This is a genomic window from Pyramidobacter sp. C12-8 (genome assembly GCF_002007215.1).
Lineage (GTDB): Bacteria > Synergistota > Synergistia > Synergistales > Dethiosulfovibrionaceae > Pyramidobacter.
In genome coordinates this window covers 16428-39952 of sequence record NZ_MUHX01000020.1, presented here as the reverse complement: position 1 = coordinate 39952, position 23525 = coordinate 16428, and the positions used below count along the sequence as shown (strand labels likewise).

Annotated in this window: 29 protein-coding genes and 1 tRNA gene; 26 read left to right on the top strand and 4 right to left on the bottom strand. The window is 61.0% G+C overall.

Translation table 11 applies throughout. The annotated features are described in order from the left end of the window. The first annotated feature begins 5 nt into the window (after positions 1-5). From B0D78_RS08450 to B0D78_RS08355, 22 genes are all read left to right on the top strand, one after another. Complete coding sequence (locus B0D78_RS08450; protein ID WP_078016537.1) at positions 6-266, top strand: hypothetical protein; 261 nt, start codon at positions 6-8, stop codon at positions 264-266. Between the two features lie 68 nt (positions 267-334). Continuing rightward, the gene (locus B0D78_RS08445; protein WP_078016536.1) at positions 335-1585 is read left to right on the top strand and encodes a hypothetical protein; all 1251 of its coding nucleotides are present in this window, start codon (positions 335-337) and stop codon (positions 1583-1585) included. Continuing rightward, entirely contained in the window at positions 1582-2793 is a 1212-nt protein-coding gene (locus B0D78_RS08440) for a hypothetical protein (RefSeq protein WP_078016535.1), read from the top strand. The genes B0D78_RS08445 and B0D78_RS08440 overlap by 4 nt, the downstream gene beginning before the upstream one ends. After that, complete coding sequence (locus B0D78_RS12845) at positions 2790-3356, top strand: V-type ATP synthase subunit D (protein ID WP_168170070.1); 567 nt, start codon at positions 2790-2792, stop codon at positions 3354-3356. Before B0D78_RS08440 ends, B0D78_RS12845 begins: the two co-directional genes overlap by 4 nt. Then, positions 3353-3823: a 23S rRNA (pseudouridine(1915)-N(3))-methyltransferase RlmH gene (locus B0D78_RS12840; protein ID WP_168170069.1), complete on the top strand. Its 471-nt coding sequence runs from the start codon at positions 3353-3355 to the stop codon at positions 3821-3823. The genes B0D78_RS12845 and B0D78_RS12840 overlap by 4 nt, the downstream gene beginning before the upstream one ends. A 30-nt stretch (positions 3824-3853) precedes the next feature. Next, positions 3854-4183 (top strand): YbaB/EbfC family nucleoid-associated protein, encoded by a 330-nt coding sequence (locus B0D78_RS08430; RefSeq protein WP_078016533.1) that lies wholly within the window; start codon positions 3854-3856, stop codon positions 4181-4183. Between the two features lie 9 nt (positions 4184-4192). After that, complete coding sequence (recR, locus tag B0D78_RS08425; protein ID WP_078016532.1) at positions 4193-4798, top strand: recombination mediator RecR; 606 nt, start codon at positions 4193-4195, stop codon at positions 4796-4798. A gap of 66 nt (positions 4799-4864) precedes the next feature. Continuing rightward, a complete protein-coding gene (locus B0D78_RS08420; RefSeq protein ID WP_078016531.1) occupies positions 4865-6010 on the top strand; it encodes a PIN/TRAM domain-containing protein in 1146 nt (381 codons plus the stop codon). Beyond that, complete coding sequence (ispF, locus tag B0D78_RS08415; RefSeq protein WP_078016530.1) at positions 6007-7116, top strand: 2-C-methyl-D-erythritol 2,4-cyclodiphosphate synthase; 1110 nt, start codon at positions 6007-6009, stop codon at positions 7114-7116. The genes B0D78_RS08420 and ispF overlap by 4 nt, the downstream gene beginning before the upstream one ends. A gap of 176 nt (positions 7117-7292) precedes the next feature. Further along, the gene (locus B0D78_RS08410; protein ID WP_078016529.1) at positions 7293-7790 is read left to right on the top strand and encodes a ribosome maturation factor RimP; all 498 of its coding nucleotides are present in this window, start codon (positions 7293-7295) and stop codon (positions 7788-7790) included. 1 nt (position 7791) lies between these two features. Then, a complete protein-coding gene (gene nusA, locus B0D78_RS08405) occupies positions 7792-8880 on the top strand; it encodes a transcription termination factor NusA (RefSeq protein WP_078016528.1) in 1089 nt (362 codons plus the stop codon). After that, positions 8877-9485 (top strand): RNase P modulator RnpM, encoded by a 609-nt coding sequence (gene rnpM, locus B0D78_RS08400; protein WP_240496147.1) that lies wholly within the window; start codon positions 8877-8879, stop codon positions 9483-9485. Before nusA ends, rnpM begins: the two co-directional genes overlap by 4 nt. After that, complete coding sequence (gene infB / locus B0D78_RS08395) at positions 9472-11556, top strand: translation initiation factor IF-2 (protein WP_274703315.1); 2085 nt, start codon at positions 9472-9474, stop codon at positions 11554-11556. The genes rnpM and infB overlap by 14 nt, the downstream gene beginning before the upstream one ends. A 102-nt stretch (positions 11557-11658) precedes the next feature. Next, complete coding sequence (rbfA, locus tag B0D78_RS08390) at positions 11659-12054, top strand: 30S ribosome-binding factor RbfA (RefSeq protein WP_078016526.1); 396 nt, start codon at positions 11659-11661, stop codon at positions 12052-12054. Further along, positions 12047-12982, top strand: coding sequence for a DHH family phosphoesterase (locus B0D78_RS08385; protein ID WP_078016525.1), 936 nt, complete (start codon positions 12047-12049; stop codon positions 12980-12982). The genes rbfA and B0D78_RS08385 overlap by 8 nt, the downstream gene beginning before the upstream one ends. After that, a complete protein-coding gene (truB, locus tag B0D78_RS08380) occupies positions 12975-13901 on the top strand; it encodes a tRNA pseudouridine(55) synthase TruB (protein ID WP_078016524.1) in 927 nt (308 codons plus the stop codon). The genes B0D78_RS08385 and truB overlap by 8 nt, the downstream gene beginning before the upstream one ends. Then, positions 13898-14818 carry a riboflavin biosynthesis protein RibF gene (gene ribF, locus B0D78_RS08375; protein ID WP_078016523.1) on the top strand — a complete coding sequence of 307 codons (921 nt, stop codon included), beginning with the start codon at positions 13898-13900 and terminating at the stop codon, positions 14816-14818. Before truB ends, ribF begins: the two co-directional genes overlap by 4 nt. Beyond that, a complete protein-coding gene (locus B0D78_RS12835) occupies positions 14811-15101 on the top strand; it encodes a hypothetical protein (protein WP_168170068.1) in 291 nt (96 codons plus the stop codon). Before ribF ends, B0D78_RS12835 begins: the two co-directional genes overlap by 8 nt. Further along, the gene (locus B0D78_RS08370) at positions 15098-15733 is read left to right on the top strand and encodes an ECF transporter S component (RefSeq protein ID WP_078016522.1); all 636 of its coding nucleotides are present in this window, start codon (positions 15098-15100) and stop codon (positions 15731-15733) included. The genes B0D78_RS12835 and B0D78_RS08370 overlap by 4 nt, the downstream gene beginning before the upstream one ends. 19 nt (positions 15734-15752) lie before the next feature. Beyond that, on the top strand, positions 15753-16616 hold the full coding sequence (locus B0D78_RS08365) for a 4Fe-4S binding protein (RefSeq protein WP_078016521.1): 864 nt from the start codon (positions 15753-15755) through the stop codon (positions 16614-16616). 12 nt (positions 16617-16628) lie between these two features. After that, positions 16629-17252, top strand: coding sequence for a DNA-3-methyladenine glycosylase I (locus B0D78_RS08360; RefSeq protein WP_078016520.1), 624 nt, complete (start codon positions 16629-16631; stop codon positions 17250-17252). 66 nt (positions 17253-17318) lie between these two features. Continuing rightward, positions 17319-17395 (top strand) — tRNA-Arg (locus B0D78_RS08355). A 101-nt stretch (positions 17396-17496) separates the two neighbouring features. Here the strand turns inward: B0D78_RS08355 and B0D78_RS13400 are convergent. The 4 genes from B0D78_RS13400 to B0D78_RS08335 all read right to left on the bottom strand — a co-directional run bounded on the left by B0D78_RS13400 (position 17497) and on the right by B0D78_RS08335 (position 19243). Then, positions 17497-17712 (bottom strand): hypothetical protein, encoded by a 216-nt coding sequence (locus B0D78_RS13400; RefSeq protein ID WP_233543524.1) that lies wholly within the window; start codon positions 17710-17712, stop codon positions 17497-17499. 400 nt (positions 17713-18112) lie between these two features. Then, on the bottom strand, positions 18113-18298 hold the full coding sequence (locus tag B0D78_RS08345; protein WP_078016519.1) for a cysteine-rich KTR domain-containing protein: 186 nt from the start codon (positions 18296-18298) through the stop codon (positions 18113-18115). Position 18299: 1 nt separating this feature from the next. Then, positions 18300-18722, bottom strand: coding sequence for a YjdF family protein (locus tag B0D78_RS08340; protein WP_078016518.1), 423 nt, complete (start codon positions 18720-18722; stop codon positions 18300-18302). Further along, positions 18719-19243 carry a PadR family transcriptional regulator gene (locus B0D78_RS08335; RefSeq protein WP_078016517.1) on the bottom strand — a complete coding sequence of 175 codons (525 nt, stop codon included), beginning with the start codon at positions 19241-19243 and terminating at the stop codon, positions 18719-18721. The genes B0D78_RS08340 and B0D78_RS08335 overlap by 4 nt, the downstream gene beginning before the upstream one ends. A gap of 794 nt (positions 19244-20037) precedes the next feature. Between B0D78_RS08335 and B0D78_RS08330 the strand changes: the two genes are divergently transcribed. The 4 genes from B0D78_RS08330 (at position 20038) to B0D78_RS08315 (ending at position 23461) form a co-directional block, all read left to right on the top strand. Next, complete coding sequence (locus tag B0D78_RS08330) at positions 20038-20502, top strand: metallophosphoesterase family protein (RefSeq protein ID WP_078016516.1); 465 nt, start codon at positions 20038-20040, stop codon at positions 20500-20502. Positions 20503-20629: 127 nt separating this feature from the next. Next, positions 20630-21673 carry a TRAP transporter substrate-binding protein gene (locus B0D78_RS08325; RefSeq protein ID WP_078016515.1) on the top strand — a complete coding sequence of 348 codons (1044 nt, stop codon included), beginning with the start codon at positions 20630-20632 and terminating at the stop codon, positions 21671-21673. A gap of 13 nt (positions 21674-21686) precedes the next feature. Next, positions 21687-22172 (top strand): TRAP transporter small permease, encoded by a 486-nt coding sequence (locus B0D78_RS08320; RefSeq protein ID WP_078016514.1) that lies wholly within the window; start codon positions 21687-21689, stop codon positions 22170-22172. Continuing rightward, positions 22169-23461 (top strand): TRAP transporter large permease, encoded by a 1293-nt coding sequence (locus B0D78_RS08315; protein WP_078016513.1) that lies wholly within the window; start codon positions 22169-22171, stop codon positions 23459-23461. Before B0D78_RS08320 ends, B0D78_RS08315 begins: the two co-directional genes overlap by 4 nt. Positions 23462-23525: the final 64 nt, after the last annotated feature.

Below are 23525 nucleotides of genomic sequence, written 5' to 3'. Positions count from 1 at the left end.
GAGACATGAAAAATCATGCGCTTTTGATCGGTTCGGCGTCGTTTCTCCGTCTCTGGTCGGTGCTGGGCTGTATGGAAAAAATCGTTCCCGCTCGGGTCGGATTTCAGGAACTGAAAGAAGCCGGACTCGCCTCCGGAGCGGAGGCCGTCTTATACGAGGAAACGCTCGTGAAGAGCTTTTCTTCGTTGGAAAAAAAATATTTTCAGGAGTCGGTCGATCCTTACTGGATCCCCTTGCCTGCGGTGGAAGGAGGCGAGTTGAAATAAAGGGGCATTCTGCGCCGGTTCAGTCGGTTTGCGCCGAAAGCGTTTGCATCGAAGCCGGATTTCCGGTCGTGCTGGGCGAATTCGCCTGCACCGAAGACAACTCGTGGTATGGGCAGGTGCAGAGTCATGACGGACGGACCGTGCGCATCCTGCCGCTGGATCTTCCGGAAAAGATCCGGCCGGGCGAGTTGCTGCGCCTGAGCGGCGAGACGCTGGAAGAACGCCTTGCCCGCGCGGAGCCGGGCGCCGTGATCGATCCGCTGGGACGGCAGATCATAAAGATCGGCGACGTGTCGATGGGCAATCTCAACTTTTCCGCGGTTCCTCAGCAGACGGCTGGCGGCAGTTTCTGGGGGCTGAAAACGCTGGGCGAATTCATGAACCTGCACGACGGCGAGGGCGTGGCGCTGCTGGGCACACCGCCGGGCGGTTTCGCTTTGTTGTTCAGCCAGGTCGCCGCGGCGCAGCGGGCGGATTTTCTGTATATTTTCTGCCAAGGCGGTTACCACGAACTGTATCGTTACTGCCGCGCCGTGCAGATGGCTGGCAGTGCGGAGAGCTGCACGATCCTCTGGACGCCGCCGTGGAACGTGCCGGCGATAAAGACTCTGGTGCCGCGGGCACTCACGTATCTGACGGGGCGTCCTCACGCCATCCGGCGACGGCTGGTCCTGATCGACGATCTGCATTACTGGCTGGAATCGGCGCGTGAATACGGCGAAAGTTCGGGCGAGCCGCTGCTCCCCGACGGTTATCCTTATACGGCCCGGCGTCAGTTGGGCGATCTGCTGGACCTCAAGTCGCGGCCCGATGGAGACGGTCGCTCCACGTCGCTGATCGTCGGCTGGCGCTATGAAGAGGGCTTTTCACCGCTTGCGGAGCATCCCTATATGGGGCGTTTGCCGCGTTTTATGCGCACAGGCATCATCCTTGAAGAGTTTTCGGAGAATCTGGTACCGTCGGCGGACTCCTGGGGTGATCTGTCGCCCGCCGGCCGCTGTTGGCGGCAACTGTGCCGCCTGACCGAGGAATGCGACGAGGACATTCGTCACGCGCTGGAAGCGCTGACAGGACTTTTCGGGGAGCTCTTCGTGGAGTATTCTCCGCTCGGCTTTGCGATGGAGCCGGAGAATCACGTGCAGTGGAGCGATGCCGACGGTGAGACGCTTCTGAGACTGGCGTCCCGGGCCGGTCCGGCGTTGCTGGCGTCGGTGCTGAAGATTCGCGCCGAACTGCAGCTGAACTTTCGCGAATGGCCCGATGTGCGCCGCCGCAGCTTTATCGACTGGCTGCGCGCGCAGGAGGAGGAACGGCCATGAAACTGCTTCGCCGCGGTTCGAACAACGTCAGTTTTCTCTCTGCTTCGTCGCTTTGGGTCGAGCGCCTCGCCGGCGCGTCGCTGAACGATCTGGTGACGATCCGGGACGATTCCGGCGACAGTTTCGTGGGGCGCGTCGTCGAAGTCCAAAACGACCGCTGTCATGTGCGTATCTGCGACGGCGAGCATTCTCTCTGTCGTGATTCGCTGCAGGTCTGGCTGGGCAGCAACGAACTGGAACTGCCGGTCGAGCCGCCGCTGGCCGCTTCGCGGCTGACGCGCCGCTCGGTCTTCAAGACGGGGATCGCGCCGGTGGACGCTCTTTTTCCCTTGCAGCACGGTCATTCGATCTTTGTGGCCGGAGTGTCGCTCTATCGCTCGCTGGGATTCTTTTCCGCGCTGCTGCACGGCGCGCTTTCGGATCATCAGTGGCCGTGCCTGATCTCGCTCGACACGTCGAAAAACGAGGCGGAGGAAATCCGCCGTATCTGGGATCATTATGGGCTGGAAGACGAAGGGCTGTTTGTTTCCGACAGCCGCGACCAGCTCTATCAGAGCATGACGCCGCTGCGCCTGGGCTGGGAAGCGGCGATCGGCCGCGCCGACGAAGGGCGCGACGTGTTCCTGATGGTGCTCGACCTCGAATCGTGGGCGCGCTTCTATCAGGAAGATCTGGCGCTGCGAGGTTATTACCGCAGCCGCGCCGGAGCTCTGAACGGTTTCAGAAACGCGTTGAGCACTCACATGCAGCTGCTGTACGGCCACAAGGGACGCATCACCGTGGCGATGCTGCTCTCGGAACGTAAAGTGGCGGGACTGCCTTCGGAGCTGCTGGCGCTGCGCGATCTTTTCGACGGCGTTTTGCCCCTGCGCGGCGACGGCGCGCTGTCGCTGAACGGTTACATGCCCCAGCTCCCGCGGGGGATGGACCGTTCGGTCGAGTTCGCCTGCCTGCTGCGCCGCCAGTGCAAGGAACTGAGAGCGGAATTGAAACGCCGGCGCATGGACGAATATCCGCTCAGCGAGGAGGAGCGGGCGTTCGACCGCGCCCTGCACGAGTTCCTGAGCGATCTGGAACCGCACGCCGACGCTTCGCCGCAGCGGATCTGGCGGATCCTTGCCCTGATGCCGGAAAGCCGCATCAGCCGTGTGCCGCTGTCGTTGCTGCGGGAATACGGCCGCAATGACGGCGGGGAGGCGTCACGATGAGCGGAGAAGACGTCCGCTCTTTGCCGGAGAGGCTGCGCCAGCGCATCCGTCGGCTGATCGTCAGCCGGGAGCGCCTCGGCGCCCGGAGTCTCGAACAGAAACGGCGGCTGGCCGAACTGACAACGCGGACCGCTTCCGCTCTGGCGATGCTGAACATTTACAGCGGGCCGCAGAGCGCCGAGCTGTTCCGGCTCAGTTTTTCCCCGATCGCCGTCGAATCGAAAAAGGAAATCCGTTCCGGCGTGGAGTGTCCGCAGTTTTACCGTGCGGACGCCGGCATGCGGCACGGCCTGCTGCCGCGCTATACTTCGCTGCTCACCTCGCCTCAGGAGGAGAGCGCTTCGCTCCAGATCGAAGAACTGGTGCGCTCGCTGTGGGAATATATCAACGGCGTGATGGAACTGCGTTCGGCGGATCATCTGATCCGCCGGCTGCGGCGCAGCCTGAAACAGGCGGAGCGGGCGCGCGAGCAGGCTGTCCGTTCGTTTGCGGCGCGGCGTGTCGCCCGCGAGCGCGCTTTCGAAACGGAACGGCACCGGAGGAAAGTGAGCGAAGGACGATGAAAATCGAGGTGCTGGCCATGGGGCGTCCGCGCGAGCCGTTCATCGTCAAAGGTCTGGAACACTATCGGACGCGTTTGAAGCCGCTGCTGCCGGTAGAGTGGACTTTTTTGCCCGAACCGGGCAAAGGGAAAAAACTGACCGTCGAGCAGCGCAAAGAGCTTGAGGGGCAGGAGTTCCTCAAGCGCATCGGCGGCGAGGACGTTCTTTTTCTGCTGGACGAGCGCGGGCGAGCGCTGGGCAGCGAAGAGCTCTCGAGCAGGATCTACGATCTGCTTGGCGGCGGGCGGGGACGGCTGGTTTTCCTGATCGGCGGTCCCTACGGCACTTCGGAGGCGCTGCAAAAACGCGGAAACGTGATAATATCTTTGTCGAAGATGACTTTCACGCACGAGATGGCGCTGCTGCTTCTCAGCGAGCAGATCTATCGCGCGGCCATGATCCACGAGGGCTCGAAATATCATCATTAGAATCGTATTTTGCGAAAGGATTGAAGAAAAATGAACTTTGGCGGCAGAGGCGGTATGGGCAACATGAGCCAGATGCTCAAGCAGGCTCAGGCGATGCAGGCGAAGATGATGAAGGCTCAGGAAGAGCTGAAGGAGGCCCGAGTGGAAGGCAATGCCGGCGGCGGCATGGTCAGCGCCACGGTCAACGGGCAGGGCGAACTGGTCGGCGTGAAGATCTCCAAAGAGGTGGTCGATCCCGAAGACGTGGAAATGCTCGAAGACCTGATCCTCGCGGCAGTGTCCGACGCGGCCAACAAAGCCCGGGAAATGATGGAACAGCGCATGGGCTCTCTGACCGGCGGCATGAAGCTGCCGTTTTAGTGACCGGCGATGTCTCTGCCTGAACCGATCGAACGTCTGATCTCGCTGCTGAAAAAATTTCCCGGCGTGGGCGAAAAGAGCGCCCGGCGCATGGCCTTTTACGTGCTCCAGGAGGGCGAGGGCTTCGGCGCCGACCTGGCGCGTTCCGTCGGCGAGCTGAACCGGCGCCTGACGACCTGCGAGAAGTGCGGCAACCTGACCGAGACACAGCCCTGCCCCATCTGCGGCGATCCGCTGCGCGACCGTTCGCTGCTCTGCGTCACCGAAACCATCGAGGACCTCGTCAGTATCGAACAGTCGGGGCTTTTCAACGGCCTGTACTTCGTGCTCGGCACGTCGCTTTCGCCGCTGGAAGACCGCGAATCGCTCCCCGAGGAGACAGTGCGCCTGCTGCGCAAACGCTTCGAAGAGTATCCGATCCGCGAGGCGATTATCGCCACGAATCCGCGCATTGAAGGCGACATGACCTTTTACGCGCTGCTGGAGGCGCTGCGGGATATCCCCGTAAAAAAATCGCGCCTGGCGTACGGCCTGCCGGTCGGCGGTTCCATCGAGTTCGCCGATCGCGTCACGCTCCACGCGGCGCTGGAAAGCCGGCAGGAAATCAGGGAATAGCCGGCGGAGTTTCGGGAGCGCTTTTCGGGCGCTCTCGTTTCGTTCAAAGGAGGTGGAAAACCAATCATGACCGACGGACTGAAAAAAATCGTCAGGTACAGCTGCGGTGCCCTGCTCGGACTGCTGGGGGCTTTGGCCGGTTATCAGGCGGGGGCGCCGCTGCTCAGGGCATATTTCCCCGACACGTTTCTTTTCCATGGACTGGCGATCGTCCTTTCCATTGCCGTTTTCGGCTTTATTGGCGTCCTTCTGGCGCCGTATTTTATGAAGTTGCTCCACGACGTGGGCCTGCTTTTCGAACGTCAGCTGCGCAGCACGGCCTGGCCCGAGATCGTCGCCGCGCTGACGGGCATGATCGTCGGGCTCGTGCTGGCCAATTTGCTGGTGCTGCCCTTTTCCGACACGCCCTTCGGCCCGTACCTGACGGTGCTGTTGAACGTGCTGATCGGCTTCGTCATGGCCTGGATCTTCGTGACCCGTCAGGGGGACATCCGCGGCGCCATGGCTTCGGTGAAAGAGCGCCTCAGCCAGAAGCGGAAGAGCCGCGCCGGAAAAGTCCCGGCGGAAGAGAGCGAAGACGCTGAACCGGCGGCCGATCCGGTGCCGCGCAAGATCCTCGACACCAGCGTCATCATCGACGGACGCATCCTCGACATCGCCAAGACGGGATTCCTTCAGGGCACTTTGATCCTGCCGTCGTTCGTGCTGCTCGAACTGCAGACCGTGGCCGACTCGAAGGACCAGAACCGCCGCGCCCGCGGCCGCATGGGACTGGATGTGGTCAAGGAGCTGCAGAAACTTCAACAGGTGAAGCTGGCGCTGATCGAAGCCTCGCTGGCCGATTATCACACCGAGTTCGTGGATTCGGGCGTGGTGTCCATGGCCAAAAAATTCGGTTACGACGTGCTCACCACCGATTACAATCTCAACAAAGTCGCGCAGATCCAGAACGTACGCGTGCTGAACGTCAACGATCTGGCCAACGCCATGAAACCCGCTCTGCTGCCCGGCGACGAGGTGACGGTGGATCTGATCAAACAAGGCAAGGACGCGCGTCAGGGCATCGGCTATCTCGACAACGGCACGATGCTCGTCGTCGAAGACGGCGGCCCCTACATCGGCAAGACGGTGGAGGTGACGCTCTCGTCGCTGCTGCAGACCTCGGCCGGGCGCATGGTCTTCGGCCGCGTCAAACGCGAGGTGAAAAGTTGAGCCGCGCTTTCGTCATCCTCGCGGCGGGAAGAGGAACGCGTCTCGGCGGCGAACCCAAACAATTCCGCCTTTTGGGCGGGCGTCCCGTCTGGGGATGGAGTTTGGAAACGGCGCGGATACTGTGGCGGGAAAAGATGATCGACCGGATCGTGCTCGTCCTGCCGCCTGAAAACGCGCTGACGGCGCCCGACGGCGTGACCGTCGCGGCCGGCGGCGCGTCGCGCGCGCTGTCCGTGTTGTCGGCGCTGCGCGCCTGCGATGAGGACGAAGTGCTGCTGCATGACGCCGCGCGCCCGTTTGCTGGCGTGCCGCTGTGCCGGCGTCTGATCGCCGCCTCGACGGGGAAAAACGCCGTGGTCCCGCTGCTGCCGGAAGCGAACGCGCTGAAAAAGATCGAAGACGGACGCATCGAATCGCTCGACCGCGACGGCGTTTACATCACCCAGACGCCGCAGCTTTTTCCGCGCGCAGCGTTGCGGGAACTGCTCGAGAACGCCCCCCGCGCCGACTTCAAAGACGAGGCCGAGTTGTGGTTGCAGCGGGGCGGGACTCTTGATTGGGTGGCGGGCGAGAGCGTGAACTTCAAGGTGACGGAAGGCGGCGACTGGGAAATAGCGCGGAAAATTGCCGATGCCGGCGAGATCCGTACCGGCCTCGGCTACGACGTGCATCCGCTCGTGCCGGAGCGAAGGCTGATCCTCGGCGGCGTCACCGTCGACTCACCGCTGGGGCTCGACGGCCATTCCGACGCCGACGCGCTCGCTCACGCCGCGGCCGACGCCCTGCTCAGCGCCGCGGGACTGCCGGACATCGGCACGCTGTATCCCGCCGGCGACGAAAAGTTCAAAGACGCCGACAGCATGGCGCTGCTTCGCGACGCGCTCGCCAAAGTCAACGCCGAAGGCTGGCGGCTCGAATGGCTGAGCGCCGTGCTGACTGTGCAGACGCCGCGGCTGGCGCCGTGGAAAGACGCGATCGTCCGTTCGCTGGAAACGGTTCTCGGCAGCGGACGGCTGAGCGTGACCTTCAAATCGGGCGAACGCGTCGGTCCGGCCGGCGAGGCGCAGGCCGTCTTCGTCTGGGCGTCGGCGACGTTGCGCCGCTGACGTCCAGACGGCGTTGGCCGGAGGGGAGCAAAGAGAATTTTTTTGCACGAAACAGGTTGCTATCTGAAAACTTTCATGTTACAATACGCGAAGAATTTGGAGGCTGGGAGTGAAGAGTGGGCTGTGCCCACTCTTCGTTTTTTATAAATCGGCCAATCATAAAGCGAGGCATCGTCATGGACATGGAAAAGATTTCCGAACAACTGAAGGCGTTCGTCGAATCGCTGGGGTATGAATTCGTCGGCGCAGAGACCGTCAAGGAAGCCGGCTCGCAGATCCTGCGCGTGTACATCGACCGCGACGGCGGCGTTGGTCTCGACGACTGCGAACGGTGCGCCAAGGACATCAGCGCTCTGCTCGATACCGCGGCGGACGTCTTCGAGGACCATTATCTGCTCGAGGTCAGTTCGCCCGGACTGGAACGTCCGCTGTTCAAAGCGGAGGACTACGCGCGTTTTGCGGGACGTTCCGTCAGCATCCGCCTGAGAGACGTTTACGAGGGGAGACGGCGCGTCACGGCCGTGATCGAGGGGATAAAGGACGGCGCGGTCCTTTTGGACTGCGGCGGCGAACCGCTGGATCTTCCGTTGGCGAAAATCCAGAAAGCCCATTTGGTTTACGAGGAAGAAAAGGGGCAGAAGAAGACCTTCAAGAAAAGGGGAGGAAAAAGTTAGAATGGAACTGGGTGTTGATTTTCTGGGGGCGCTCAAACAGCTGGGCGAGGAGCGGGGCCTCTCCGAAGAAGTGATCCTCGCCAGCATCGAGGCGGCGCTGGCGCTGGCCTATCGGAAATTCAGGGACGGCAAGTTCGATCCCGTCGTCACCATCGACCGCGCGACCGGCAGCGTGTCCATTTTCGACGTGCGCCGGGCGGTCGATGCCGAGGTGCACAGCGACAGCGAGATCAGCCTCGGCGAAGCGCGTGCCCTCGGCTACCCCGACGTTCAGGCGGGAGACAGCGTCAAGGTGCCCGTGCTCGAGCACCCCAAGAGCTTCGGACGCATCGCCGCTCAGACCGCCCGTCAGGTGATCACTCAGCGCCTCAAGGACGCCGAGCGCGAAATCGTATATAATGAGTTCAACGACAAGATCGGCGACCTGATCACGGCCACCATCTTCAAGGCCGAGAACGATCAGATCCTCGTCCGCTTGAGCGAGCGCAGCGAGGCCGTGCTGCCCCGCGAAGAACGTATCGCCGGCGAAGTCTACACGCCCGGCGAGAGCAAGAAATTCTTCCTGCTCGATGTGCGCCAGACCGGGCGCGGCCCGCGCATCGTCGTTTCGCGCACCCATCCCGGGCTGCTGAGGAAGCTGCTCGAGCTGGAGATCCCCGAGATCCACGACGGCACCGTAGAGATCAAAGGCATCGTGCGCGAGGCCGGCGCCCGCGCCAAAGTCGCCGTGGCCTCCACCGATCCCGCCGTCGATTCCGTGGGAGCCTGCGTCGGCAACAGCGGCGCCCGCATCAGGAACATCAGCGCCGATCTCTGCGACGAAAAGATCGACATCATCGTCTGGAACGAAGATCCTCTCGAGTTCATCAGAAACGCGCTTTCGCCCGCCCGCGTGACCAGCGTCGAGGCCGTCGAGGGACAGGACCGCACCGCCAAGGTGTACGCTCCCGCCGATCAGCTCTCGCTGGCCATCGGCAAAGCCGGACAAAACGTGCGCCTCGCCGCCCGCCTGACAGGCTGGAAAGTGGACATCAACACCGACGCCGCGCCCGCCGGAAAGCCCGAGACCGAAGAGGGGGAGCGGGCTTGAGGCGATCCGTGAATCCCCGCCGATGCGTGGCCTGCCGCCGCGAGCGCGCGCCCCGCGAGATGCTGCGCGTGGTGCGCCGGCCCGACGGACAGGTCGCACTTGACGAACAGGGAAAAACGTCGGGACGGGGCGCGTACGTCTGTCCCGATCCTCAGTGCGTAGCCCTCTGCCTGAAGAGGCGGCTGCTGGAAAAATCTCTTAAATGTTCCGTTCCCGCGGAGGTGCAGGCCAAACTTCGCGCCGCGGTGAACCTCGAAGAATGCGACGCGCTCCCCGATGCGGCGGAGCTCTTTGAGGAAATCAAGGGCACTTTGGGGCTGGCGCGGCGTGCCGGCGAGCTGATCGTCGGTCAGGACCGCGTGCTGGGGGCGCTTTCCACCGGGCAGAACCTGTTCGTCCTGCTGACGCACGATCATTCCGTTACGTTGAAAAGATCCATTGACGCCAGAACTGTCACCACGCACGTTTTGGCGGGGGTAAGCCGTTTGGAACTCGGACAACTCCTGGGACTGCGACAGGCTCAGATAGTCGCCCTTCCGGTGCAGAGCGGCTTTGCAGAGAAAATAAAAGGACTGCTTCCAGAAGGAGGAAATGCCGTTGAGTAAGATGAGAGTATACGAACTCGCAAAGCTGCTGGAGATGAACAACAAGGATCTGCTCACTTTGCTGGAAAAGGTGAACGTCTCCGTCAAGTCCCACATGAGCACGATCGACGACGATGCGATCCAGCTTGTCGAAGAAGAGATCGAGAAGAGCAAAAAGAAGAAAAGTCCCTCCGGAAAGAGTGTGCCTGCCAAGGCCGAGCCTGAAAAGAAGGCTCCCGCGCCGAAAGCCGAGAAGGCCGAGAGCAAAACGCCCGCTCCGGCGGAGGAAAAGAAAGCCCCCGCTCCTGCAAAGGAGACCGTGAAAGTCAAACACGGCGGCTGCGTGAAAGACTTGGCCGACGCGCTCGGACTTTCCGCCGCCGAAGCCGTGAAGAAATTGATGAGCGCCGGGATGATGGTTCCCGCATCCGCGTCCTTGAACGACGACATCCTGCTCACTCTCGGCGACGTTTGCGGCGTCGACGTCGACTGGAGCGACGAAGAACCGGCCAAAGAAGCGAAAAAAGCTCCAGCGCCCCAGCCCGCCGGCGGCAAGGCGACGCCGCACGGCTCGCATCTCAAGCCCCGCTCGCCGATCGTCACCGTCATGGGGCACGTCGACCACGGCAAGACCTCGCTGCTTGACGCGATCCGCAAGACCCACGTGACAGCCCGCGAGGCCGGCGGCATCACCCAGCATATCGGCGCTTCGCACGTCGCGTACAACGGCAAGGAAATCGTCTTCCTCGACACGCCCGGCCATGAAGCTTTCACATCCATGCGCGCCCGCGGCGCCCAGTGCACCGATATCGCCGTGCTGGTCGTCGCCGCCGACGACGGCGTGATGCCTCAGACCATCGAGGCCATCAATCACGCCAAAGCCGCCGGCGTCCCCATCATCGTCGCCATCAACAAGATGGACAAGCCCACCGCCAACCCGCAGCAGGTCATGCAGGAACTGAGCGGCTACGGTCTTGTCTCCGAAGCGTGGGGCGGCGACACCGTCATGGTGGAAATATCTGCCAAGTCCGGCAAAGGCGTGGATCAGCTGCTCGAGATGATCTCGCTCGTGGCCGAGATGCAGGATCTTAAGGCCGATCCCACCGTTCCGCCCGAAGGCGTCGTCATCGAGGCACGCCTCGACAAGGGGCAGGGCGCCGTCGCCTCCGTGATCGTGCAGCAGGGAACGCTGTGTCGGGGCGATCTGATCCTGTTCGACACCTGCTGGGGAAAGGTGCGCGCCATGTTCAACGACGCCGGCAAGAACGTCAAACAGGCTGGTCCCAGCACTGCCGTCGAGATCATCGGCCTGAACGGCGTGCCGCAGCCGGGCGAGCACTTCCATCAGATCGGCTCCGAAAAGGAAGCCCGCGACTACTTTGCCAACCTCGAAGCCGAACGCCGCAACGCCCAGAACAACATGGCCGTGAAGCGCATGACGCTGGAAGACCTCTACAGCCAGGTGCAGGACGGCGAAAAGCCCGTGCTGAACCTGGTCATCAAGTGCGACGTGCAGGGCACCATCGAGGCGATCGTCGGCTCGCTGGAGAAGCTCGGCACCGAAGACGTGGGCATCAACATCGTGCACACGGCCGTAGGGCGCATCTCCGAATCGGACATCATGCTGGCCACGGCGTCCAACGCCATCGTGGTGGGCTTCAACGTCCGCCCCGAGAACAGCGCCAGCAAACTCGCCGAAAAGGAAAACGTGCAGATCCGCCTGTACAGCATCATCTACGAGATCATCGACGACGTGAAGGCGGCCATGGAAGGTCTGCTGACGCCGACGATCAAGGAGAACTCTCTGGGCGAAGTGGAGATCCGCAAGATTTTCAAGGCCCCGAAGGTCGGCAAGATCGCCGGCTGCCGGGTCATGAAGGGCGCGATCAAACGCGGCAGCAAGGTGCGTCTGGTTCGCGACGGCATCGTGATCTGGGAAGGCTCGGTCGCTTCGCTGCGCCGCGAGAAGGACGAAGCCAGCGAAGTGCGCGAGGGCTTCGAATGCGGCATGACCTTCGCCAACTATCAGGATTTCCGCGAGGGCGACGTGGTCGAAGCCTACGAGCTCGTGGAAGAGAAAAGAACTCTGTAAAATTTTGTAAAAGAACCGTTCGCGTGCCGGCAGACTGAAGGGACATCTCAGCGCCGGCGCGTCGAGCAGGAAGGACCGGTTCGCAAGAGAGGAAGGAAACGGATGCCTCGTTTCAGAATGGGAAGAATCAACAGCCAGCTCCAGCGCGAGATTTCGCTGATCCTCTCGCGCGAAGTGCGCGACGAGAAACTGGCCGAGGTGATCGTCACCTCGGTGGAGTGTTCGAAAGATCTGAAGTACGCCAAGGTCTATTACACCACGCTCCGCGAGGAAGGACGCGCCGAGGTCGCCAAGCTGCTCGAAAAAGTTTCGGGCTACGTGCGTTCGTCGCTGGGACGCGTGCTGTCGTACCGTACCGTGCCGGAGCTGACGTTCAGATTCGACGACAGCGAAGAGCTGGCCCGCGAGATGGACCGCGTGCTCGACCGCATCAGCGCCGAGCTGCCGCCTGAGGAATCGGAAGCGTTAGAAGACGCATCGGAGGAATCCGATGACTGAAGCCGAGAAGATCGCGCGTATCCTTCTGGCCGAGCCGAAATGGCGCGTCGTCTGCCACGTCAAGCCCGACGGCGACACGCTCGGCTGCGGCAGCGCCCTTGTTTCGGCCGGGAAAAAACTGGGGCGCGACGTGATCTGGGGCGGCGTCGATCCGCTGCCGCCGCTGTACGCCTTTCTGCCCCACAGCGGCGAGTACCGGTCCGGCGCTTCCGCGACCGACGACGGACGCTGCGTGATCGCCGTCGACGTCAGCTCCCGCGACCGCGGCGTGCCCGGATTGGAGCCGCGCATCAGCATCGATCATCACGAAAGCAACGAACGGTTCGGCGCCGAGGTGAACTGGATCGAGCCGCATGCCGCGGCGACCGGCGAGATGATTTACGAGGTCGTCCTCGCGCTCGGCTGCGCGCTCGACGCGGACATCGCCGAAGCGCTCTACGTGTCGATCGCGACGGACTGCGGCTGGTTCAAGTTTTCCAACACCACCGCCGACACCATGCGGATCGCGACGGAGCTGGTCAAGGCCGGCGCGGTCCCCGCCACACTGGACGAACGGCTGCATTTCAACGATACGCCGGCGAAACTGCGCCTGTGGGGACGCTGCATGGCCCGCGTCAGACCGGTCGGCGCGCGTGCCGCGCTCTCGTGGATCACGCGCGACGATTTCCGCGAGACGGGGGCGCTCGAAAGCGATACCGATGGGCTTATCAATATGTTGACGCATATGAAAGGCGCCGACGTCACCGTGATGGTCAGCGAGGTCAAAGACTGTCTGCGCTGCAGCGTTCGTTCTCGCGGCCCCGTTTCCGCTCAGGCGATCGCCGCGAAGTGGAACGGCGGCGGCCACCGTTATGCGGCCGGCTGCAAGATCCATCTGCCGCTCGGCGAGGGGTTGAAAGCCCTGGAAGAGGAACTGAGCCGTGTATAACGGGATCCTCGTCCTCGACAAAATTTACGGCGCGCCCAGCCGCGGCTGCGTTACCGCGGTGTCGAAGGCGCTCGGCGGACGGAAACAGAAAATCGGACACGCCGGCACGCTGGACACCTCGGCGTCGGGAACGCTTGTGTTGCTGGCCGGGAGCGCCACGCGCCTGAGCGAAGCAGTGATGAATCTGCCGAAAAGTTATCTGGCGCGCGTGACGTTCGGCTGGGAGACCAGCACCGACGACGCGACCGGCGAGCCGCTGAGCGAGCCGGCACCGGCCGCTTACGACGAGCCGGCGCTGCTGGGCGCGCTGCCGGCTTTTCAGGGCGTGCGCCTGCAAACGCCGCCGCGCGTCTCCGCGGTGAAGGTGGACGGCGCGCGCGCCCACAAGCTGGCGCGTTCCGGACGGGAACCGGATATCCGCCCCCGGCCCGTGAACGTCACTTCGATCCGCTATCTCGGCCGCGACGAAACGGGCGCAGCCCGTCTGCTGGTGCGCTGCCACCGCGGCACGTACGTGCGCAGCCTGGCGCGCGACCTCGGCCGCGCGCTGGGAGCGGGCGCGCATCTGTCGGGACTGCGCCGCCTGAACGTGGGCTGTTACCGCGCCGAAGAGGCGCTGCCCTACAATCCGCAGGCTCCCGCGAGCGAAGCGGAGCTCGCCGCCCGCATCCAGTCCGTCGAATCGCTGGCTTCCCAGTATTACAGTTACGACGCCAACGCTTTCTGCGAGAAGCGGCTGAGCAACGGCCTCGGCGTGTACGTGAGCTTCATGCGGTTCCGCAATCCCGGCGTAGTGCCGGTGGACGAGGGCGTGATGGTCGTGGGCAGAGAGCATCTCTGCCTCGGCGCGCTGAGAGTCGAAAACGGCCGCGCCGTGATCTGCCCGCAGGCCAACATCCCCACGGCGGTGCGCCTGTGATCGTCTGCATCGGGGCCTTCGACGGCTATCACCGTGGCCATTTTTCCCTGTTCCGTCAGGCGCGGAAAATGGCCGCGCGCGCTCATACCGAATGGAAAGTCGTGACCTTTTCGCCGCATCCCCGTTATGTGCTGGGGGGGCTGAAGGCCCGGCTTTTCACGCGCGAGGACACCGCGTTCCTGCGCCGCAACTTCGACATTCCCGAGCCGCTGGAGATCCCCTTTACCAGAGAATTCGCCTCGACGGAGCCGCGGCAGTTCCTCGACGAACTGCGCGCGCGTCTTGACGTGACGGGGATCGTCGTCGGGCGCGAGTTCCGCTTCGGGCGCGGTCGCTCCGGCGACGGCGAATTTCTCACGCGCTACTGCGCCGGGCACGGCCTGGAGCTGGCGCTGATGCCGCAGCTGGTCATGGACGACGGCATCGTCGTCAGCAGCACGCGCGTCCGCGACATGGTGCAGGCGGGCAACGTGGATCAGGCGGCCGAACTGCTCGGTTATCCGTGGTTCCTCTTTTCCCGGGTGGTGAGCGGCGAGCGCCGCGGCCGCGCCATGGGCTATCCTACGGCGAACATGCTTCCCGACGAGAAGAAACTGACGCCCGGCGAGGCCGTGTATGCCGGCGCGATGTGGCACGAAGGCCGATGGTGGCCGGCGGCTGTTTCGGTCGGGCGCAATCCGACGTTTCTCGTTCAGGGCAGCCTGCGCATCGAAACGCACGTGATCGGTTTTCACGGCGATCTGTACGGCCGCCGGCCGCTGCTGGCCTTTTTGAAGCGGCTGCGCCTGATGACGCGCTTCAGCGGGCGCATGAGCCTGATGAAGCAGCTGGCGCTCGACTGCGAGGAAACGCAGCGCGTTTTCGGCGCTTCGCAGCCGTTGTTGAAAGTTTTCCATTGCCTGCCGTCGTTTGATTGATACTCGTTCTCAACTAAAAGAGCTCAATGAAGATACGCTTCTTCGAAGCGCTCTGAAGGGCTTGTGCCGCGTCGCAGAGCACTGCGCGGCGTTTCAACGATGTCTTTTTATTGAAAATCAGGATCAGTATGGACACAAGAAAATTCGGAACGCCTGTTGCCGGGCGTTCCGAATTTTTATGATCTCGACCAAGATGGAAAAACTGACGATTGGTAAATTGGGCGGGACGGAGTATGATATTCGCAAGAAAATCATTTCGGTATTCTGCGAGGGACTTGGATGAAGGATGACACCATGTCGCTGGCGCGCTGCCGGCGTTTTTCGCTGCATTCGCTTGTTCTGACGGGTATGCTTGGAGCGGTCGGCACGCTGCTGATGATCCTCGAATTTCCGGTGCCTTTTGTGCCGCCGTTCGTGAAGTTCGATCTTTCCGAGCTGCCGGTGATCCTCGGCGGCTGCATGATGGGTCCCGGCGCCGGAGCTTTTGCGGCGGTCGTCAAGGTAACGCTCAATTTCCTGCTCAACGGCACGACGACCATGGGCGTCGGCGAGGCGGCAAACCTGTGGGGCAGTCTGTGCTACGTCGTGCCCGCGGCGCTTTTGTACGGCCGCCGGCGCACGAAACGCGCCGCTGCGCAGGCGCTGCTTTGGGGCACGCTGTGCGCTTCGTCGCTGATCGTGCTGGGCAACTTTTTCGTCTTTTTTCCCGCTTACGCGCGCCTGCTGGGACTGAAAATGGAGACGGTGATCGGCATGGGGCACGCTGCCAATGCCGCGGTGACGGATCTTTATACGCTGATGGTCTACGCGCTGCTGCCGTTCAACCTGTTCAAATACGGCGTCACGTCGCTGCTGGCGTTCATAGCGTACAAACGGCTGAAACGATTTTTTGCGCTCCCCTGGCGGGGGGCGTGAGCAAAGGAGGTTTCTTCGAATGAACCGCGTACAGTTGGATGCGTGGATGAAAGAGCGTTTTGCCGCCGGCTCGGGCAACGTGCTTACCGCGGCAATAGCGGACGGACACCCTGAACTGGCGGGAACGGTTTTTTTTGACAGGCCGCTGATCGGCATCGCCGCGGCGGATGATCCTCTTTTTGAGAAGTTCAAGAGTGCGGAAGTGGTGGGGCCATGGCATCTTTCGCCGCGGGACTGGCTGCCGGAGGCGCGCAGCGTGCTGTCTTTCTTTTTTCCGTTCTCCGAGCGCGTGAGAGCGAGCAACCGCATCGCGCCCGAGCGGACCTCATTGGAATGGCTTTACGGCCGTATCGAGGGGCAGGAGTTCCTCTCCTCTCTGTTGGACGAGCTCTGCGCGTGGCTGCAGGCTCAAGGCGTCCGCGCTGTGGCGCCGTCGCGGGATAGTCGCTTTCGAGTGGCGCGCGGCGGACAGGGGACGCTGGCTGGATTCCCCGGCGTCAGCGCGGATACCTACGCGAGCAACTGGTCCGAGCGTCATGTCGCTTTTGCCGCCGGCTTGGGAACGTTTGGGCTCAGCAAGGGGCTGATCACGGAAAAGGGCATGGCCGGCCGCTTGGGCAGCGTGGTGGTGGACGCGCAGATTGAACCGACGTCGCGAGAATACGACGCTGTTTACGAGCGCTGCATTCAGTGCGGGGCGTGCGTGCGTCGCTGCCCGGCGCACGCGATTTCGCTGAGACAGGGAAAGAAGCATCCGTTGTGCGCCGCTTATCTGGCAACGCAGAAGCGAAAATACGCGCCGCGCTATGGCTGCGGCAAGTGTCAGACAGCGGTGCCGTGCGAATTCCGCAGCCCTTGCGGGGAACGAACCATTGCGCAGTGAGCGGAGGAGCCTATGACGTCTGAAAAGCGCTGCCCGTGGAGCGGTGCCGACCCGCTGCTGAGAAAATATCACGACGGGGAATGGGGCGTGCCGCAGCATGACGACAAAGTCCTTTTCGAACATCTGCTGATGGAATCCATGAGCTGCGGGCTGAGCTGGCTGCTGATGCTGCGCAAGCGCCGGTGCTTCGCGCGCAATTTCAGCCGGTTCGATTACGCTCAGGTGGCCGGATACGACGACGAAACGGTCGCCCGCATCATGGCCGATCCCGAGATGATCCACGCCGAACGCAAAGTGCGCGCCGTTGTGAACAACGCCCGGCGCTTTCTCGACGTGCGCCGGGAATTCGGCAGCTTCGCCGCGTACGTCTGGAGCTTCACGGGCGGGCGCACCGTGATCTATCCCGCCTATCAGAAACAGCGCCTGACGCGCAGCGCCCTCTCCGATGCGTTCAGCGGCGACCTGCGCCGGCGCGGCTTCAAATTCGTCGGCACGGTGAGCATGTTCTCCTTTCTCGAAGCCTGCGGCGTGATCAACGATCATCTGCACGACTGCTTTCGCTGCAACGAAACGCGCGCGCTGAATAAAACCGTGATCGTGGCGGATCCCGACGCGCCGTGGACCGTCGGGAAGTAAGGAAGCCCGCGTTCGTTCCTTGCGGCTTTGAAGCGCTTGTGTTATGATGAATCCGCTTTTGAGAACGACCCCGTAGCCCAGATGGATAGAGCGACTGCCTCCTAAGCAGTAGGTCGCGCGTTCGAGTCGCGCCGGGGCCGCCAAATGATAACGATTCGGCTTGATTCAAGGTCGATTGAAAATCGCCCTCGAAACCTTTATTACAAAGGCTTTGAGGGCGATTTTGCGTTGAAGTGTCCGGCCGTCAGCTGACGAGTTCCAGCGTTTTGACGGCCAGCGGGGCCGGGAGGATCAGCGTGTCGATGACGTTCAGCCGCAGCGCGCCCGAGGTAACGCTGGTCAGCACCAGATAGATCACGGCGACGAAGATGAACGTCTCGAACGAGGCGTAGGTGACGCTGCGCACCTGCTGGTCGACCATGGTCAGGTCGCTGATTTGAAAAAAATCCAGAAAAAGCAACCGCCAGCCATCTCAGCCATAGGAAACGACAAAAAGCGCCCGGCGGGTCGCAACCCCGCCGGGCGCGATGGTATGCAATATGAAGTTTATTTACATGGTATAGTTCATATTCATGGCCAAAACTGTCCGCCGACGGGGATGGGCTTTTTTGAGCAGCTAGCTCTCGTCAGATCAGGCTGGGATAGAATCCGGCGTAACATGGCGGCATCCTCCTTCTATGCCGCCGTGTAAGTTGTCGGAACAAAGAAAAACGGCGGCTCGAATTGAACCGCCGTGAAGAAACTAAACTATTTTTGAGCGCAGAAAGCCGTCTGCCTTGCGGCGTTTTTTTCTGCCGCTTGGCAGATCATAGAGAATATCAAGAAAACAGAGCCGATAACATCCGAGGTTTCCCTTTGTGTTATCGGCTCCGCGTCTGTGCGTCCGGCTCTTGGATAATTGATAGATTCAGTTGTTGTGCCGCGATCAAGGTTTCGTGTTTACATTTGGGACAATACAGCGGAAAATTTTCAAGGACTGTATCATCACGGATTTTTAATCGCGTTTTATTGCCGCAAAAGGGGCATAAAATCCATTCTATCCTCATGTCATCTTCCTCTATGTTTGGCTTTCTTCTTTTCCTGCCGTGTCGCAAACTGGCGATCTTTCTCTGCTTCTTTCCGCTCTCGGCTCTTTGTTTTCCTTTCCAGCTTGCATTGCTCATGCTGGAGTTTTAACGCCTGCTGCGCCTTTGTGCCAATGCCCTTATCTTGCAGTTGACTATGAATTTCACGCTGCATACGTTTGGGATTGATTTTCCGTTCCATGGCTGCTTCGGCCTGGAGCGGTGGGCTGAATTTCAGCTTGTGCCGATACTTCAGCAGAAACTCATAGACCTCATAATCTTTGGGTTCTGATCCAAAAGTGATTTTGCATACCTCATACTTGCCGTTATCAGTTCTTTCATATAGGGCGATCCAAAATGGAGCTTCAAACAGGATGGTTAAGCTGCTTTGAGGGCCTACGCTCATTCTTGTAAAAACCGCCCTTCAAAGTGATCCAGCCATTCCAGAAGGGCGCGATAGAGGAGCCGCTGCTGCTCGAAAATCGTTCTTCCCAGCAAAGGAATGTCTGAAAATTCCTGAGCATATCCCTCAATTAATTCAGTGGAGGACTGTATGCTCTGGCGCAAAGTAGAAAGCAGCTCCATTGCTTCAGCTTTATCCATTTTGTTCAGATTGGTAATGACTACATTGAAATCGAATAACAGGGGCACCGAGCCCGCGGCACAAGAAGCCATCAATTCCTTGAAATATGCTCTGCCCTTATCGGTGATGGAATAGATTACCTTATCCGCAAACTTATCGCCTTTAACAATATCGCTTTGCAGATAACCTTTCTCGCTCAACTGGAGTACCTTTCGATAAATGGAAGGCACGCTTATTTTCGTCCAACGGGAAAAATGGTGGTACTCCACATCTTTTTGAATGTCATAGGCGCTTTGCGGTTTTTCCAATACGATACCGAGTATAACTAAATCTATTGATGACATAGCGACGCCTCCATTTTTTACTATTAATGATATTACTATTGTTGATAGTAAAAGTCAAGGTGATACGTTGAGAGGCGCTATCAAAAACTTAACTTCATAGATATTATTAAAATTTTGTTTAAACTGCTTTGTAATAACATAGGTTAAAAGAAGTTTATCGGTATTAACAACCTTTTCGCGATCTGCAAGAGTCGCGTTATTGATCATGTTATTGAACACTTTTACTGCCGGATTTTTATTTCTTGTTGTAAAACCGGTTTCGGATCGCGGTCGGCGATGATCCTCACGGTGCGGCTGACTCCCGAAAAATCATTGTCTTCGCTGACCTCGATATCGGCATGATCTTTGTTCTGTGACCTAGAATACAGCCGTTTTTACTCCTGAACACTCCAGTTTTCTATCGGGCTGGACAATGGCGATGTTCCCGGGGATCCATGTCTCGGCATGAACAAAGACGATGAGATCGCCATCGTTGATCTTCATCATCGGCGTCGCCGAAGCGCGAGTCGATCTCCGTCAGTTCCTTTTCCGCGTTTGCGACGGCCTCGGCCGCGCCGACGATCCGTTTCAAGAATTCAGCTCTGCATTTCCATGGGGGACTCCTTTCTAACATGTGTTAGTGATATATTTTAATTTTTAAGAAGTGCTATAATGCAAATGAATTTCGTGACAAGGATAAGCACATAGAAATTTTACCTCGATCTGAAGGACGGACTTTCGGCGATGAGGTCGGGCGCGAAAAGGCGGGCACTTTGCTTTATAATATGACGAGATTTTTCGGAGAAGGTGAGAGCATGGCGGCGCTTGCCGCGATTATTTCCGATACGCACGGGCTGCTGCGCCCGCAGGTACTGGAGCGACTGAAACGCTGCGACTGCATCGTCCACGCCGGCGATTTCGACGACGAGGACACGCTCGACTGGCTGGGGGAACTGGCGCCGCTGTACGCGGTGCGGGGGAACAACGACTGGGAGCTGGCGCGCCGTCTGCCGTTGTCGCTGCGCTTTCGGATCGAAGGGCTGAATTTTTTCATGGCGCACCGTCTTGCCGACGTGCCGACGGACCTGGACGATGTGGACGCGGTGATCTTCGGACACTCGCACCGCTATTGCGAGGCGCTGCGCGGCGGCGTGCTGTGGTTGAACCCCGGCAGCTGCGGACGGCGGCGTTTCGGCCTGGAACTTTCCTTCGCGATGATGCGCGTCGACGGGAGAAATTACCGGATCGAGAAGATCGCGCTCCCGGCGGACTTGAAATAGCGCCGCGAAGGATTGGCGCGCGCTTGAGAAAGATTGTTTCTTGCGGGAGCGCTGTCTTTTTTGCGTCCTTTGGGATAAAATGTCGGAAGTATTTGATTGGAAAATTCAAGCTGAGAGGTATGGGATAATGAAAAGAACCGTTATCGGGAAAATAGCGCTGGCCTGTGCGCTGGCGCTGGGGCTGAGCGGCGCGGCGGGCGCGGCGACGGTCGTGAAGATGTCGTACATCGGACCGGCGAACGTCGAGAACAACGTGGTGCATTACTTCGTCAAGGAATTCGTTTCGCGCGTCACGGAGCGCACGCAGGGGAACATCACGTTCGAACTGTACCCCGACGAGCAGCTGGGCAGCGAAGAGCAGCGCATGGAGCTGATGATGAAGGACGGGTTGAATCAGCCGGTGGCCGACGTCTCCTCGTTCGCCGCCATGGGCACGGTGCTGCCGGAGCTGTATCCCTCGTCGGTGCCGTTCATGTTCAACAGCTACGAGGCGGCGCACGTTTTCTTCGACGAGAGCGAATACTGGGCCAATTTGAAAAAGCTGTTCCGCGAGCGCACGGGCTGCGTGCTGATCGAAGCGGTGGAGGAAGGCGGCTTCCTCGCCTTCACCAACTCCAAGCGCGAGATCCGCAGCCCCGCCGATTTCCCCGGCCTGAAGTTCCGCGGCATGGACGAGGGCCAGGTGGCGATCTTCAAGGCGTTCGGCGCCAGCGGCACGCCTATCCCCTGGGGCGAACTCTACATGGCGCTGAAAACGGGCGTCGTCGACGGGCAGATGAACCCGGCCTTCTACGTGCTGCTGGGCAGCCTGACGGAAGTGCAGAAGTACATGACGCTGGCGAACATCCAGTACTCCGACCAATTCCTGGTCATGAACGGCGACCTGTTCGACAGCTTCAGCGACGAGGAGCGCGCCGTCATCCTCGAAGCGGCGAAGGAGGCCAACCGCCTCACCCGCGCTCGCATCGAAGCCGAAGATTCCCAGCAGGTGGAAAAATGCCGTCAGCTGGGCATGCAGGTCTACGCGCCCACGCCGGAGGAGATGGAGCAGTTCCGCGGCATCGGCCAGCCCGCGTACATCGAGTGGCTGAAGAGCAAGGTCTCCGCCGAATGGCTCGAAGCGGCCCTGCGCGACGCCAAGGCGGCCAACGAAAAAGCCTCCGCGAAGTGAGGCCCGGCAGCGCATGGATTTTCTCGAACGGCTGAGCCGTTGGGTGGGGCTCCTCAGCCTCTGGTTCGGCGGGGTGCTGCTGCTGATCAACATCGGCGACATCGTCATGGGCGTGGTGCTGCGCTATTTTTATCATGCCGCCCCCATCTGGACGGAGGAGCTGGCGCGTTTTTCGCTGGCGTGGATGGCGCTGATCGGCGCGGCGGCGGCTTCTCTCAACGGCGACCAGATGTCGATCGATTTCGTGGCGAACGCGCTGCCGCCGCGCGGCAGGACGTTTTGCTGTCTTCTGTCGGCGGCGGTCCAGGCTGCGGTCCTCGGCGTGATGGTCTGGTTCGGCGCTCAAAACGTGATGGGCGGGTGGAGGATGAAGACCATGGCGCTGGGCGTGCCCAAGGCGGTGCCGCTGATGGCGGTGCCCCTCGGTATGGCCATGCTGATGATCGTCGTTCTCTGCAAGTGCCGGTACGGCTCCGAAAGCGGGGATGAAAGCCGATGAGCGGTTTCCTTCTGTTGGCGGCGTTTTTTGCGCTGATGCTTCTCGGCGTGCCGCTCTACGCTTCGCTGACGATGGCGGGGCTGCTCGGCATCCTCGGCGCGGGCGACCTGACGCTGCTGCGCGTCGTCCCGCAGCAGTTTTTCGGCGGCATGGATTCCTTCTCGCTGATGGCGATTCCCTTTTTTATCCTCACGGGCACGCTGATGAACCGCTCCGGACTCACCGACCGCCTCATCGACTTCAGCCGTCTGGCGGTCGGTTCGGTGCGCGGCGGGCTGGGTTACGTCAACGTGGTCGGCAGCGTGATCTTCGCCGGCGTCAACGGCAGCGCCGCGGCCGACGCCTCGGCGCTGGGTTCGATCCTGATCCCCGCCATGGTGAAGGAAGGCTTTCCCGCGTCGTACGCGGCGGGGATCACGGCGGGCAGCTCGCTGATCGGACCGATCATTCCTCCCAGCATTTTCATGATCATCTACGCCTCGATGACCAACACGTCCATCGGCGGGCTCTTCGCCGCCGGCGTGGCGCCGGGGATCGCGCTCGGGCTGGCTTACATGGCCATGAACTGGTACTACGCGCGCAAATACGACGTGCCCAAGACCGACCTGGCGGGCGTATACGCGCAGAAGTGGCGGATCCTGTTCCGCTCGTTTCTGGCCCTGCTGGCGCCGTGCATCATCATGTGCGGCATCATGTCGGGGATCGTCACGCCGACGGAGTCGGGCGCTTTGGCGGCGGTCTACTGCGTTTTCGCCGGCGTGGCGGTGACGCGGCGGCTGACGCTGCGCGGTTTCGCCGAGGCGGTCGGCGAGACGGTGCGCCTGACCAGCGCGATCTTTCTGATCATGGGCGCGGCCTCGGTCGTCGGCTGGTATCTCAAGTGGGAGCGCGTCACGCAGGCGTTCAGCCAGTTCGTCGTCGAAGCCGGGCTGCTGGGGCATCCCTGGCTGCTGATGGTCGTGCTCAGCCTGATCGTCTTCGTGATCGGCATGTTCATGGAGGAGATCTCGGTGATGACGCTGCTGACGCCGGTATTCGCGCCGTTGGCGGCCAAGGCCGGCATCGACCCTTTCCACTTCGGCGTGGTGATGACGCTGAACGTGACGATCGCTCTGATCACGCCGCCGGTAGGGGCCTGCAACTACATCGTCGCCGCGGTGGGCAAGGTGCCGCTGGGCGAGATGTTCCGCCGGATCTGGCCGTTCGTGCTCGTGGCGCTGGCTGTGCAGCTGATCATCGTGACGTTTCCGGTCTTTACGACCTATCTCCCTCGCGTCATGGGATTGTAGAAAAATATTATAAGACAGGTTGGCCGACGCGCCAGCCTGTTTTTTTGTGCGGCGCTTCGAGCGG

Excerpts from the sequence above, each read along its gene's own strand:
- B0D78_RS12845 (WP_168170070.1), top strand. The coding sequence starts at position 2,790 with ATGAGCGGAGAAGACGTCCGCTCTTTGCCGGAGAGGCTGCGCCAGCGC.
- B0D78_RS08325 (WP_078016515.1), top strand. The coding sequence starts at position 20,630 with ATGAAAAGAACCGTTATCGGGAAAATAGCGCTGGCCTGTGCGCTGGCG.
- B0D78_RS08430 (WP_078016533.1), top strand. The coding sequence starts at position 3,854 with ATGAACTTTGGCGGCAGAGGCGGTATGGGCAACATGAGCCAGATGCTC.
- B0D78_RS08330 (WP_078016516.1), top strand. The coding sequence starts at position 20,038 with ATGGCGGCGCTTGCCGCGATTATTTCCGATACGCACGGGCTGCTGCGC.
- nusA (WP_078016528.1), top strand. The coding sequence starts at position 7,792 with ATGGAACTGGGTGTTGATTTTCTGGGGGCGCTCAAACAGCTGGGCGAG.
- B0D78_RS08345 (WP_078016519.1), bottom strand. The coding sequence starts at position 18,298 with ATGAGGATAGAATGGATTTTATGCCCCTTTTGCGGCAATAAAACGCGA.
- rbfA (WP_078016526.1), top strand. The coding sequence starts at position 11,659 with ATGCCTCGTTTCAGAATGGGAAGAATCAACAGCCAGCTCCAGCGCGAG.
- B0D78_RS08320 (WP_078016514.1), top strand. The coding sequence starts at position 21,687 with ATGGATTTTCTCGAACGGCTGAGCCGTTGGGTGGGGCTCCTCAGCCTC.
- infB (WP_274703315.1), top strand. The coding sequence starts at position 9,472 with ATGCCGTTGAGTAAGATGAGAGTATACGAACTCGCAAAGCTGCTGGAG.
- B0D78_RS08335 (WP_078016517.1), bottom strand. The coding sequence starts at position 19,243 with ATGTCATCAATAGATTTAGTTATACTCGGTATCGTATTGGAAAAACCG.
- B0D78_RS08410 (WP_078016529.1), top strand. The coding sequence starts at position 7,293 with ATGGACATGGAAAAGATTTCCGAACAACTGAAGGCGTTCGTCGAATCG.
- B0D78_RS12840 (WP_168170069.1), top strand. The coding sequence starts at position 3,353 with ATGAAAATCGAGGTGCTGGCCATGGGGCGTCCGCGCGAGCCGTTCATC.
- B0D78_RS08340 (WP_078016518.1), bottom strand. The coding sequence starts at position 18,722 with ATGAGCGTAGGCCCTCAAAGCAGCTTAACCATCCTGTTTGAAGCTCCA.
- B0D78_RS08360 (WP_078016520.1), top strand. The coding sequence starts at position 16,629 with ATGACGTCTGAAAAGCGCTGCCCGTGGAGCGGTGCCGACCCGCTGCTG.
- B0D78_RS08420 (WP_078016531.1), top strand. The coding sequence starts at position 4,865 with ATGACCGACGGACTGAAAAAAATCGTCAGGTACAGCTGCGGTGCCCTG.
- B0D78_RS08440 (WP_078016535.1), top strand. The coding sequence starts at position 1,582 with ATGAAACTGCTTCGCCGCGGTTCGAACAACGTCAGTTTTCTCTCTGCT.
- B0D78_RS08385 (WP_078016525.1), top strand. The coding sequence starts at position 12,047 with ATGACTGAAGCCGAGAAGATCGCGCGTATCCTTCTGGCCGAGCCGAAA.
- B0D78_RS08315 (WP_078016513.1), top strand. The coding sequence starts at position 22,169 with ATGAGCGGTTTCCTTCTGTTGGCGGCGTTTTTTGCGCTGATGCTTCTC.
- recR (WP_078016532.1), top strand. The coding sequence starts at position 4,193 with ATGTCTCTGCCTGAACCGATCGAACGTCTGATCTCGCTGCTGAAAAAA.
- B0D78_RS08365 (WP_078016521.1), top strand. The coding sequence starts at position 15,753 with ATGAACCGCGTACAGTTGGATGCGTGGATGAAAGAGCGTTTTGCCGCC.
- B0D78_RS08450 (WP_078016537.1), top strand. The coding sequence starts at position 6 with ATGAAAAATCATGCGCTTTTGATCGGTTCGGCGTCGTTTCTCCGTCTC.
- B0D78_RS08370 (WP_078016522.1), top strand. The coding sequence starts at position 15,098 with ATGAAGGATGACACCATGTCGCTGGCGCGCTGCCGGCGTTTTTCGCTG.